Origin of the sequence: Furfurilactobacillus milii, assembly GCF_021654115.1 — a bacterium.
GTDB classification, from domain to species: domain Bacteria; phylum Bacillota; class Bacilli; order Lactobacillales; family Lactobacillaceae; genus Furfurilactobacillus; species Furfurilactobacillus milii.
In genome coordinates this window covers 1-12,014 of record NZ_JAIWJF010000003.1, presented here as the reverse complement: position 1 = coordinate 12,014, position 12,014 = coordinate 1, and the positions used below count along the sequence as shown (strand labels likewise).

Here is a 12,014-nt window from a genome sequence, read left to right as displayed (position 1 = left end):
ACACCGCCAGCACTGCCACAATCTTTTACTTGATTGGCGCCTGCTCACGGCTAGCTAAAGTGTGGTTAAACCACCAAGCAATCCCAACCAGCAAGATGCCTGTAACCATAAACAACCACTTGATTGCCACCACATCTGCTAATGGACCAAAGAACAACATTGCAATCGGATAAATCCCAGTCGAAACAATCTGAAAGATGGAAAAGACGCGGCCCATCATGTTTGATGGCACAGTTTCTTGAATCAAGATATTGCTCGTCGCCTGAATAATTGGCATCGCAATGCCGCTGATGAACATGAAGAACAGATAGACCGCAAACGGTTCTGGAATGCCCATCGCAAAGAACGCTACCCCACTAACGGCCAGTGCCACTGCAATAACAGGCACTTTATGATTAATTTGTTGATGGCTACTGATCCAAATGCCGCCAATGGTGGCGCCTGCCGTCCACAGCAACTCGTTAAGCGTCAATAACATTACCCGGCTACCAAATGTTTGTTTCACAAATAATGTTGATAACTGCGAACTGGGCGCCACCATGATAAACGCTAATGCAATGAGGATCATAAACCAACGCATAAAACTGTGATTGAAGGTGAATTTCAAGCCACCGCCAATTTGACTCAACGTCGATGTAACCGCACCAGCCGTTGCCTTTTGTTGATCAAGCACAATCGGATCAACCTTGATTAGTGCCAGTAATAACAACCCAACTCCGGCTGTCACCACATCCACGATAAAAATAAAGATAATCCCGAGTTTTCCTAAAATCAAACCAGAAACAATCGGTGTGATAAGCAATAATACCGCATTGATCAGCTGGTTCAGTCCATTCATACGCGTTAACTGTTTACGCGGCGTCAATTGCGGTAACAGCGCATTGCCAACAGGCATCTCCACTCCCGTTCCCATCGAACGAACAGCGGCGATTAATAACAAGAGCCATAAATCACGCCAGCCAAAATAAAACATCAGTGCAATGCCTAGCGTCACAACGGTGACCATCCCCGTCGCCCACATAAGCAGGTTCCGGCGGTTAGACCGGTCAGCCCACACACCAGCCCATAGTGACACTAAAATTTGTGGCAAACTTTGCGCCAGTGTGGCCAACATCATCCATGTTCCAGATGACGTTTTGAGCGCAATGTACCATAAAATCGCAAAAAAGACCGATGAAGAACCGAATAAGAAAAAATTTTGAGCGGCTAAAAACAGCCCTGTATTCCGCTGCCAGTGTTTCTCAATCGCAGCATTTACAAGACTAGTCGACACATTTGAAGCACTGTTTGATGAAGCCATCATTCTCCCCCGCTTACCCTAACTTTAGGTTAACCTTCTTCCGGCGCAAAATCCTGGGGCGTCAACTTGCCCATTCCAATCAATGGATCGATATTGCCACTTAGGATTAAGGCCGTCGTCAACCTTGGCTCACCTAGTGTACCGCTTTCTTCGTCAAGCGTGGTTGCAGACGACTTTTCCACATTTGCAGACACTTCTTTTGCCTTCGTGGATAGCTGAGCTGATTCAGATGTCGTTGCATAATTGGAACCAGTCTCATGAGTGATTGGTGACTCTGAGTCGACCATTGTTGCACTAGCGTCAGCAACGCTGTCCTCACTGGTTGAACTTGATACCGTCTGTTCCGACTCGACAGTGTCGTCGCCCTCATGTTTGAATACCTGCCGCAACCGGGCTTGCAGTGTTGTTTGCCGGTTGGCAGATTTATTCGCAGCGGCTTCTGCAAAGGATTGTTCATCGCCAACCAGAATCAACCATTGTTGTGCTCGTGTTACCGCTGTATAAAGCAGGTTACGTTGTAGCATCCGGCGAAACTGGGGGACCAAGGGCAAAATCACTAGTTTGAACTGTGACCCCTGCGCCTTATGAATGGAGACACAGTAGGCCAGCGTCAACCGGTCAAACTGGGCGCGTCCGTAAGTGACCTCTGTTTGATCAAAGGCAATGGTTAGCTTGTCAACCTTGTCCTCGTTGGACTTATCAGTGGCTAAATCAATCCCGACGATCTCCCCCATGTCGCCATTAAAGACATTGTTTTCCGGACTGTTAACCAGGTGCAACACCTTGTCACCGATCCGAAAATGCTCATTGTGAGCCTCAACTTCTTTCGTCCGCGCACTCTTTTTCGGATTCAAGGTATCCTGAAGGGCTGTGTTTAACGCATTGATACCGGCAGCCCCCCGGTACATAGGTGCGAGTACCTGAATATCCGTTTTGGCAAAGCCACGCGACTTCGCACGGGCGACGACCTGGTTGACTAGCGGCACAACTTGATATGGTCGTGCTGCGAAAAAGCTACGATCGGTTTGATTAACCGTAAAATCTGCCGGCAATTCGCCGTGCTTGATAGCATGTGCCAAAGGAATAATCGAAGAACTGTCGTCTTGGCGATAGATCGTTGTCAACTCAGTGGAGGGTAGACAGTCTGACTTCAACAGGTCAGCAAATACCTGTCCTGGACCCACAGAAGGCAATTGATCCTGATCCCCAACCAAAATCACCTGCATGTGGTTAGGCACTGCCTGAATCAATGTTCTAAAGAGAAACGCGTCCACCATCGACATTTCGTCCACAATGAGCAATCCGCCTTCTAGATCTTTGTCTGAAGACTGAGTGGCTTCATCTTCACGCCCGGTTAAGCCAAGCAATCGATGAATCGTGCTGGCAGGCAAATCTGTCACTTCACTCATCCGTTTAGCCGCCCGACCAGTTGGCGCCGCCAATAAAATCGGAAAGGTGCCATCCTCATACTCATTGATATCCAGTGACAATTCGTGAATCCGTGCAAACAAGGCAACAATCCCGTTAATAATCGTCGTCTTACCCGTTCCGGGACCACCCGTGAGTAAATAGACCGGCGAGGAAATTGCGGCCACTAACGCGTCTTTTTGAGCATCGTCGTACGTGATTCCCAATTGCTTTTCGACGAGGCGCACCTCGTGATCCAAATCAACATCTTTAGGTAACAACCGCTCCTGCTGTTGTTGCAAACGCATCAGGTGTTCAGCGCTATCCCATTCAGTATCATACAGTGACTTCAGGTAGACCTGTTGGCCATTGCCGACAATGAGCTGATCTTTCGCCATGGCAATTAATTGATTGGCCAGCATATCTGGTGAAATTTGCACGTTACGCGCGGATTCTAACAACGCCGTGGCATCGTGAATCAACGGTTTTAACTCAGCAAACGTATTTCCGGAAGCAAAACAAATGTCACTGATTGTTTCCAACAATGCTGCCCGTAATCGACCTGGTGCATCCGCGTCAAAACCTAATTGTTCAGCGATTTGATCCGCTCGCTTGAAACTCACCCCGTTGATATCTTCTACCAATTGATAGGGATTTTCTTGAATAACATGAAGCGTGTCCTGCTTGTATTTTTCATAAATCGTGCTGGCCAACTGACTACCAAAGCCGAAACCATTGAGACCGATGATAATCTGTTCCGTACCATGATTTTCGGTCAAAACTTCAATCAGGTGATCAGCGACAGATTTTTTTAAACCGATGGGCTTTAAGACATCTGGATTTTTGACAACCTTGTCGATTACGCCGGTACCAAGGGTTTCAACGATTCGCTCTGCTGTTTTTTTCCCCAGACCGGGAAATTGATCACCAGATAGATATTTGACCAAGCCCGTTTTAGAAGTCGGCGTCTCATTTTCATAATTACTGGCATTAAACTGTTTACCATATTTGGGATGATCCACAACCTTGCCGATGAAACGGTAGGTGCCTTCTTCCGCCACGTCACCAAATGAACCGGTGACAACAATTTCATCCTCAATCCAGTCCAAGTCCGTTTGATCTACGTGGACCAACAGAACCTTATAAAAAGAATCAGAACTACTAAAAAAAATGGCGGCGACCTTACCCACGACATAATTGGGTTTAAAACTGGTGTTGTCGTCAAATAGCGACATTGACTCGGCCATGTTGGTTACCTCCATTCGTTAATTTCAATTATTTTGCTTGTTGATCGCCATCTTGATGACGTTTGTTGACTACTGTTGCGATATCGTTAACGCGCTGTTGACTCCGTTTGACAAAATCAGGGTCCAAACGTTTAGCGGCATTCATAAATGGCGTAGCATCTTGCTCCAATACCATGGCCGTCAAGCCGCGGCTAAAATAAACATGCCCATTTTGATCATCTGCTGCTAACGACTGATCATAGAAATCAGCCGCCTGGTTAAAGTTACCCATGGCCATCAAAATATCGCCCAATAAAGCATTAACACTCGCATCTTTTGGCTTCGCATCGTGAACCGTTAATGCAAACGCAAAGGCTTTTTGATACTGGTTTTGTTGCATCGCTGTTTGGGCCATCATTTGATAAGCTTCCAAGCGCAGCTTTTCGTCTTTCACCTTGCTAAACGCAGACACGGCTTTATCATAGGAAGCCGCCTGATAGTACACGTTGCCTAAACCATAGTTCAGTAATGATAATGCGCCTTCATCTTTGGCAAACAAGCCCTGTGCCTTCATCAGCAGCTCTTCGGCCTGTTCATAATCCTGCATTTCGGTTAGGACCGTGGCCAGTTGGTAGTACAAATGAAAGTCGTTAGGGTTCGCATCAATCTGTTTCACCAAGCGTGTAACCGCCTGCTTAGCCTCTGCCTGAGCAGCGTTTGCTGTCTGGTCATCATGTTTTTCACTCATGTTGTTGTGTGCCCGCCTCCTCGTTAAATCGTGTTGGTGGCATCTGGCGATTCCTCTAAGTACGCCGTCAAATTGCGGACCAACAACTTAAAGCGTTGACCACCATCCACCGTTTCAAGAATTGTGGTACTGGTATTCGATAAACCGCCCTTAGCACGCATTTGCGCCAACGGAATGTGCAGTAGCCCGTTAATGCCAGCATTCAAGGCTGCCCCGTGTGAGACAAACAACAGGTTGTCATTGTCGTCGGGATGACAAGCAGCCGCCCGCCGAATGACCGGGTCCATCCGGGCAATGACATCTTCAAATGTTTCGCCGCCAATGGCAGTCGGGTCGTAGTTTTCCGCATGAAAACGAAAACCATCATACTCCTCAGGAAATTGCCGTTTGACATCATCAAAATACATGCCTTCCATTTTACCCAGTTCAAACTCTCGCAAACCGGAATCCAGCGTCAGCGGCACAACCTGATGAAGACCTGCCATTAAGTGGATGGCGGTCATGCGCGCACGTTTGATTGGACTCGCATACACGTGTTTAAACGGTACGTCATGCAAATAATCAGCCAACTGATCGATTTCGTCATAACTGCTCCGCAGCAATGGTGAATCACCATTGGCGCCTTGATAACGCCCCTCTAAATTCCATTGTGTTTTACCATGTCGAATAAAGTACAGTTTAGTCACAGTAACCCCGCCCTAAAGTAAATAATGTGCCTATATTATGTCACAAAAAAGGCCGTCAAACCAGCTCAACTGGTTTGACGACTCCTTTACGTTTGCAAAACCAACTTACGGCTAAAACAACCTTGGCTGCAGTTTACAAACAATCTTTAAATGTATTGTAATTCACGTGCTTCGTTGTAGGCTGCGTCGATGATGCCACTACCTAAACACTCGTCCCCATCATAAAAAACAACTGCCTGGCCGGGCGTAATCGCACGAACAGGTTGATCAAACGTCACGGTGGCAACCGTTCGCTCGTCATTCAAGTGAACGGTCACACCAGTGTCCTTTTGACGGTAACGGAACTTGGCAGTTACGTGGAAATCATTGTCGTCACTTGGGTTAACCCAGTTCAGATCTGATGCGGACAACTTGGTTGCTAACAAGTGCGGATTATTGAATCCTTGACCCACATACAAAACGTTCTTTGAGAGATCCTTGCCGATCACAAACCAAGGCTCATCACCTTGCTTTTGACCGCCAATGCCGAGCCCTTTACGCTGACCAATCGTGTAATTCATCAAGCCATAATGGGTCCCCATCTGCTTACCATCAAGGGTCATCATCTTTCCCTCTTGGGCGGGCAGATACTGGTTCAAGAAACCCTTCCAGTTCTTCTCACCAATGAAGCAAATACCAACAGAGTCCTTCTTTTCGGCAGTTGCCAAACCGGCCTCTTCCGCAATTTCACGAACCTGTGGCTTCTCCATTTCACCCAGTGGGAATAACACACGATCCAACTGGTCAGAAGAAAGCTGACTTAAGAAGTACGTTTGATCCTTATTGCCATCCAGACCACGCAATAAGTGACTGTGACCATCCTCATCATGAGTCACACGAGCATAGTGACCCGTCGCAATGTAGTCCGCACCCAATTCTAATGCGTAATCTAAGAAGGCCTTGAACTTGATCTCCTTGTTACAAACAACATCTGGGTTAGGAGTACGGCCCTTTTTGTACTCATCCAAGAAGTACGTGAACACACGGTCCCAGTATTCCTTTTCAAAGTTAACGGAGTAGTAAGGAATGCCAATCTTGCTGGCCACCTTAGCCACATCCTTGTAATCTGCTGTCGCCGTACATACGCCATTGTCATCGGTGTCGTCCCAATTTTTCATGAACACACCGACCACGTCGTAGCCCTGTCGCTTTAGCAACAACGCTGTCACTGACGAATCTACCCCACCACTCATGCCGACGACAACACGGGTATGTGAATGATCAACTGCTTGATCAGTCATGGTATCACCATCATTTCAATTAGATTCTGAGAATCAACGATTTGAAGGTCGTTATTATCAGTGCTTAACAGTATAACAGGACGCACTTACAAAATTCAAGTGACACCTGTTGGTAGTAGACGGTATCACATTTGTATTTTGTAACACGTTGCAAACAGTAAAAATGCCGCTTGCGGTTGTCAATTTTGAAACGCCGCTGTGTGGACCGGTCTCAGCCCGCTTTGCGGTCTTTGACCTCGACTTGAAACCTCAAAGCCCCGAGTTTTCAAGCTCGTCCGTAACCTAAATTCGGATAGCCCACCGAATTAACGTTACGCTCACAGCTCTGTTTCAAAATTGACGCCCTTTCGCTACTTTTAGTTGCGATTGATCATATTCCATCAGATGTATCCGTCTAAGTTGGCTTCGCTTGTTTTGCATAACCTGTCTAAACTTCAATATCTAAAGAAAGGAAACTGGGACATACAACTCAATTTCTAATAAATTGCCGCAAACGCAGGACCTTACACTGACACTTTTGCTCATCTAACGCGAATAAGGCATTTATGGGAAAACACCCATAAACGCCTTATTCGCGCTACCTGAGAAAGCTAAAACGTGTTATGTCTCGCTCTCGTTTATTTTGTTTGAACCGCAATCACATGGCGCTCGATCAAGTTATCAATTTGATAACCATACTGTTCGACCAATTCATCATGATTAGCGTTGGTATAGATGTTCACGTTACCTGTACCACTGGGATTGACGGTGCCCATTTTAAAACCGTTCAATTGTTTGTTGATCAACACGCGTAGCTTGATTGATTTAGCTAACCCAGCAGCCGGATCCAGTGGTCGTTCCAAGCTGAAGCCGCCAGCATTAGTTTCCATAAAACCAAGATCGCGCAACGTGTACTTCTTCAATTGATCACTGAGGGTAAAAATGCGGTCATCCCCAGGAACCTGAACCGTTTGTTCAAATGCCATTAGAGCCCCTCCCTTCCTGCCATTTGTGGTTGTAACCGAGCAGTCATTGCTGCCATCGCCTCAATGAAGGCATCCAGATCTGCTGTTGTCGTGTAACGGCCAAAGCTTAACCGGATTGATTGCATGACACGCGGATTGTCCTTGCCAAACATTGCGACTAGAACATGACTTGGATCTAAAGAGCCTGCCGTACATGCTGAGCCAGCAGAGACCGCAACGCCAGCCAAATCAAGATTGGTTAGCGTAACATCGTTGGGAATTCCCTTAATCCACAGATTAATCACATGCTGCAGATTGTCCGACTTCAAACTGCCATTAAGTTCGAAATCAACCTGAGCCTTCGTTAAGCCATCAATAACATACTGTTTAAACCCAGCATATTTTTCTTGACGATGTGCTTTTTCAGCAGGTGTCAAAGCTTTCACAGCCGTCGCAAAACCAGCGATGGCCGGAATATTCTCTGTGCCGGCACGGCGTTTGTCTTCTTGGTCGCCACCCTTTATGAAACTTGGGAATGATATCCCATCGCGACGATACAGAAAACCCATCTGTTTGGGTCCATTGATTTTATGCGCTGAGGTCGACAGCATATCGATATGATCACGTTTAACGTCGATGTCTAATAATCCAAAAGCTTGAACCGCATCTGTATGGAACCACGCCTGATGATCCTTCAATAACTCGCCAATTTCATGAATCGGCATCGTCGAACCAACTTCATTATTTCCTGTCATGATGGAAACTAAAATCGTATCGTCTGTTAACGCGGCCTTTAAGTCGGCCATGTTAATCTCACCTTGTTCATTGACTGGCAGATAGACAATGTCATAACCGTTATCACCAAGCCACGCCGCCGTTTTCATAATGGATTCGTGCTCAATGGCGGTCGTAATAATTCGTCGGCCAAGATTCTTGCGGGCAATGGCTGTCTGCATCCACGCCGTATTATTACTTTCTGTGCCACCAGCAGTAAACACAATCTCATCGTCATTCGCATTGATACTTTGTGCAACCACATGGCGCGCATCATCCAGCACCGATCGTGCCTTTCGACCAAACGCATGAACAGAACTGGCGTTACCAAAGTCGTTTTTCATCTGGTCCATCATGGTTGCGACTACCTCGTCACTCATTGGCGTGGTGGCAGCGTTGTCTAAATAAATATGCTTCACAATCCTGCCTCCTGTTTTATTGCTTGAGTGATGCCGGGCTTCGGCATCACTCTTTTAAACGTGCACCTGACTTCTGAATCCTGTGCATAAGCTACAAGTCAAAGCATTCGGAAAACCACCGAATCATTCGCCTTGTTTTTTATTGCTCGGATTCAGCCCGAAGTAAGGCATCACTCTTTCTAAACGTGCACCTGTCGCCCAGAAGCCTGCGCATAACCCGAAAACCGCCTCATTCGGAAACCCACCGAATGCTTCGTCTTCCACGTTATTGCTCAGCTTCTCCCAGGGCTTCGGCATCACTCTTCTTAAACGTGCACCTGTCGCTCAAGGCCCTGTGCACAACCCAAAGTTGTCACCCCACAAGCAAAGTGCGCTTGCATGCTACCACCTTTACGTTGTTGCTCGGACCTTCCCGAGCTTCGGCATCACTCTTTACTTTGCTTCCCGCTCAAAAAAGTTTAGTAACATGTTGGCGGAACGTTTGCCGGCCTCGATGATAAATTCATCGAAAGAAACACCTGCATCACCGTTACCCGTGTCACTCATGGCACGGATGACCAAGTATGGCACATCGAATTGATGCGCCACTTGTCCCACAGCAGCACCTTCCATTTCACAACTTACCGCTTCAGGAAAATGTGTTTTGATGTCTTTAATGGTTTCATCACTCGCAACAAACGAATCACCTGTGACGATTAAGCCACGTTTAACGGCTAAACCTGTAGCATCAGCTGCCTTAATGATTTCATCGGCCCATTTATCTGAGGCTTTAAATCGAGCTGGTTGTTGTGGCAGCTGACCATATACATAATCAAACGCCGTTGCATCAACGTCCCAGTAAGCTGTTTCATCAGCGATAACAACGTCACCCACCGTCAATCCAGTACCGATACCACCAGCAGAACCACTGTTAATGACAACGTCTACGTCAAAGTTCGTGATGAGCAACGCCGTCGTTAGACCGGCTTCAACCTTACCAATGCCTGAACGAACCAACACGACATCGCTGCCATTAATTTGACCGCTGAAAAAATCCACCTTGCCAACCGTGGTCGTTGTTTCATTGCTCAATTGTGCCTTTAATTCCTTGATTTCTTCATCCATGGCACACAAAATTCCAAATTTCATTCATTTTCTCCCTGTCGTTGATGTTTGGGCAACCTGCCCATTACCTTCGCATTGCCGCCCAACTTCTGAATCCGCGGTTGGGCATCAATCCGTCTTTAACCCACAAACCGCAAAATGAGATAGACAAGCACGATTAATATAACCAAAACAATGATGGCAATATTCAAACGATGCGCCAACCGTTTTTGTTTTTGCTCAGGAGTTAATGGCCCCGTTGCTTGCATGCGACTCGTTGGTTCATCACTAGGCTGGTTAGGCTCACCATCAAATGATGGGTTGGCCTCTGGTTCCGACGTTGATGAGCGTCGTTGACGATGCAAACGACTCCGAGTTGGTTCATCCTCGCCTTCACTGTCTGGCTGACTATCATAATTAGTCTGCTGAGCACTTTGTTGACGGTACTGCTCGCGCGTCAAATGATCCTTATTCTGATCGTCGTTCATATCTTCATCCCTCGCAAAAATATCTGCTACTTGTCTTTTGGTTACGCTAGTCTTTTGGTTTAACTAGCCCAGCCTCTAACAATTGCCAGTAGTACACTGCAGTAATCGTCTTCTGATCTTTTAATTTGCCATCGTCCAACAACTTCTTGGTCTCTGCCAATGTGTATTCATGTAACACAATATTTTCATCGGCGTCCTGCGGCAACTCTGTTGTAACAGGTTTTAAACCGGTCACTAAATACAGCGTCATGTACTCATCCGTAAAACCAGCCGAAGTATAAAAGCCGCAAACTTCATGAATTTCGCTTGCAGCGTAACGGGTTTCCTCGTTTAGCTCTCTGATTGCGGCAGCCTTCGCGTTGTCACGATCACGGTCGTCCAACTTACCGGCCGGAATTTCCAATGTCGTTTCAGCAACCGGTGCCCGCCATTGTTCTTCAAAAATGGCCTTACCATCCTCGGTGATGGCCAACATAGCGACCGCATCAGCATGGTGAACAACGTCGCGATGAGCCGTCTGTCCGTTTGGCAACATCACCGTTTGATTTTCAACATCGATAATTGCGCCATGGTACTTAGGTGCTACCGCTGTAACTTTCTCTTCGAAATTCATCCTTGGTCTGCCTCCGTCTCTCTCACACGTTTAACTTTCGCTGCCTGAGGTCCGCGAATACCCTCGACAACCACAAATTCGACATGGTCGCCAGGTGTCAATGTTTTATAACCTGACTCCTCAATTGCAGAAAAATGCACGAACACATCAGGATTGCCTTTCACAGCAATAAAACCAAACCCTTTTTCCTGGTCAAACGTCTTCACGACACCATGTTCACGACCATCAGTAAATTTTGCCATTATGTTCTTCTTTCCAGTTAGACTTGATAATAAGTATATGAAAAATTCAGCTTTTTTTCCACCTTCAGCGCTATCAGATCACAAACTTAACGTTCAAACGAAAAACTTTGCAATTTTTTAATACATTTTCTTAAAAAGTGACTTAGAACCCTTTAAAACCCTACTAAAACAACATTATTAGTTAATTAATATTTGTGAAAAGGTTTTACTTATGTTATACACTGCCCTGTATAAACGCCGACTTAAGCCCTTTTTTATTGCAAGTACTTGCCCTGCTAAATCATTTATTTGGAAAACCAAGTGACAAAACAAGTTGCGTTTTTACCACACACTTGTATAATTTTCTTGTTTCCATAGATTCACAAGCACATCAACCACAATTATAGGAGGTGGCTAACTTGTTGGGAGTTTTATTAAAAGAACAGCGGCTTGGCAAGCACATGACGTTAAGGCAGTTGGCTGCAACGTTAAACGAACGCTATGGACTTAATTTATCAGCGGGCATGCTGTCTCGTTACGAGAATGGCACCAATGTTTCTACTGGTAACTTATTTTTCATTGCGGACTTTTTTGAAATTGACCTCACCGCATTCGCGAAGTCATTCGTTGAAAACCGCCGCGCTGAAATAGCTGATTAAGTGTTCTTTATAAAAAAATCGATTTCCTTGGAGATGATATGAAGTGAACCCTTAAAGTTGGACAAATATATTAAGCTGCTTTCTGAACGGCGAGTTTCCGGTATTGTACTGGAGACTTGCCGTTCAGTTTTATTTTGATACGACGTTGATTGTAGAAATCAATCCA

General features: G+C 46.1%; 13 protein-coding genes. 1 reads left to right on the top strand and 12 read right to left on the bottom strand.

The window, feature by feature from the left end; genetic code table 11:
• Window positions 1–25 precede the first annotated feature (25 nt).
• The 11 genes from LDK34_RS04515 to LDK34_RS04465 form a co-directional block, all read right to left on the bottom strand.
• Window positions 26–1,300, bottom strand: a complete 1,275-nt coding sequence (locus LDK34_RS04515; RefSeq protein WP_236941517.1) for an MFS transporter — start codon at window positions 1,298–1,300, stop codon at window positions 26–28.
• A gap of 29 nt (window positions 1,301–1,329) precedes the next feature.
• Complete coding sequence (recD2, locus tag LDK34_RS04510; RefSeq protein ID WP_236941516.1) at window positions 1,330–3,954, bottom strand: SF1B family DNA helicase RecD2; 2,625 nt, start codon at window positions 3,952–3,954, stop codon at window positions 1,330–1,332.
• Window positions 3,955–3,982: 28 nt separating this feature from the next.
• Window positions 3,983–4,681, bottom strand: a complete 699-nt coding sequence (locus LDK34_RS04505; protein ID WP_178942298.1) for a tetratricopeptide repeat protein — start codon at window positions 4,679–4,681, stop codon at window positions 3,983–3,985.
• Window positions 4,682–4,704: 23 nt separating this feature from the next.
• Entirely contained in the window at window positions 4,705–5,367 is a 663-nt protein-coding gene (locus LDK34_RS04500; RefSeq protein ID WP_178942297.1) for a histidine phosphatase family protein, read from the bottom strand.
• A gap of 146 nt (window positions 5,368–5,513) precedes the next feature.
• On the bottom strand, window positions 5,514–6,647 hold the full coding sequence (mnmA, locus tag LDK34_RS04495) for a tRNA 2-thiouridine(34) synthase MnmA (protein ID WP_236941515.1): 1,134 nt from the start codon (window positions 6,645–6,647) through the stop codon (window positions 5,514–5,516).
• 617 nt (window positions 6,648–7,264) lie between these two features.
• Window positions 7,265–7,612, bottom strand: coding sequence for a DUF1831 domain-containing protein (locus LDK34_RS04490; RefSeq protein ID WP_017262830.1), 348 nt, complete (start codon window positions 7,610–7,612; stop codon window positions 7,265–7,267).
• The gene (locus LDK34_RS04485; protein ID WP_178942295.1) at window positions 7,612–8,784 is read right to left on the bottom strand and encodes a cysteine desulfurase family protein; all 1,173 of its coding nucleotides are present in this window, start codon (window positions 8,782–8,784) and stop codon (window positions 7,612–7,614) included. Before LDK34_RS04485 ends, LDK34_RS04490 begins: the two co-directional genes overlap by 1 nt.
• Window positions 8,785–9,216: 432 nt before the next feature.
• A complete protein-coding gene (locus tag LDK34_RS04480) occupies window positions 9,217–9,912 on the bottom strand; it encodes a 5'-methylthioadenosine/adenosylhomocysteine nucleosidase (protein WP_178942294.1) in 696 nt (231 codons plus the stop codon).
• A gap of 95 nt (window positions 9,913–10,007) precedes the next feature.
• On the bottom strand, window positions 10,008–10,355 hold the full coding sequence (locus LDK34_RS04475; RefSeq protein ID WP_178942293.1) for a hypothetical protein: 348 nt from the start codon (window positions 10,353–10,355) through the stop codon (window positions 10,008–10,010).
• 46 nt (window positions 10,356–10,401) lie between these two features.
• On the bottom strand, window positions 10,402–10,968 hold the full coding sequence (locus LDK34_RS04470) for an NUDIX hydrolase (protein WP_178942292.1): 567 nt from the start codon (window positions 10,966–10,968) through the stop codon (window positions 10,402–10,404).
• On the bottom strand, window positions 10,965–11,210 hold the full coding sequence (locus LDK34_RS04465) for a cold-shock protein (RefSeq protein WP_236941514.1): 246 nt from the start codon (window positions 11,208–11,210) through the stop codon (window positions 10,965–10,967). The genes LDK34_RS04470 and LDK34_RS04465 overlap by 4 nt, the downstream gene beginning before the upstream one ends.
• A gap of 398 nt (window positions 11,211–11,608) precedes the next feature.
• Here LDK34_RS04465 and LDK34_RS04460 point away from each other — a divergent pair, with 398 nt between their 5' ends.
• Window positions 11,609–11,848, top strand: a complete 240-nt coding sequence (locus LDK34_RS04460) for a helix-turn-helix domain-containing protein (protein ID WP_017262822.1) — start codon at window positions 11,609–11,611, stop codon at window positions 11,846–11,848.
• 70 nt (window positions 11,849–11,918) lie between these two features.
• Here LDK34_RS04460 and LDK34_RS04455 read toward each other — a convergent pair whose 3' ends face one another.
• Window positions 11,919–12,011, bottom strand: coding sequence for an IS3 family transposase (locus tag LDK34_RS04455; RefSeq protein WP_347880582.1), 93 nt, complete (start codon window positions 12,009–12,011; stop codon window positions 11,919–11,921).
• Window positions 12,012–12,014 lie beyond the last annotated feature (3 nt).

Excerpts from the sequence above, each read along its gene's own strand:
- LDK34_RS04515 (WP_236941517.1), bottom strand. The coding sequence starts at position 1,300 with ATGGCTTCATCAAACAGTGCTTCAAATGTGTCGACTAGTCTTGTAAAT.
- recD2 (WP_236941516.1), bottom strand. The coding sequence starts at position 3,954 with ATGGCCGAGTCAATGTCGCTATTTGACGACAACACCAGTTTTAAACCC.
- LDK34_RS04505 (WP_178942298.1), bottom strand. The coding sequence starts at position 4,681 with ATGAGTGAAAAACATGATGACCAGACAGCAAACGCTGCTCAGGCAGAG.
- mnmA (WP_236941515.1), bottom strand. The coding sequence starts at position 6,647 with ATGACTGATCAAGCAGTTGATCATTCACATACCCGTGTTGTCGTCGGC.
- LDK34_RS04490 (WP_017262830.1), bottom strand. The coding sequence starts at position 7,612 with ATGGCATTTGAACAAACGGTTCAGGTTCCTGGGGATGACCGCATTTTT.
- LDK34_RS04480 (WP_178942294.1), bottom strand. The coding sequence starts at position 9,912 with ATGAAATTTGGAATTTTGTGTGCCATGGATGAAGAAATCAAGGAATTA.
- LDK34_RS04475 (WP_178942293.1), bottom strand. The coding sequence starts at position 10,355 with ATGAACGACGATCAGAATAAGGATCATTTGACGCGCGAGCAGTACCGT.
- LDK34_RS04470 (WP_178942292.1), bottom strand. The coding sequence starts at position 10,968 with ATGAATTTCGAAGAGAAAGTTACAGCGGTAGCACCTAAGTACCATGGC.
- LDK34_RS04465 (WP_236941514.1), bottom strand. The coding sequence starts at position 11,210 with ATGGCAAAATTTACTGATGGTCGTGAACATGGTGTCGTGAAGACGTTT.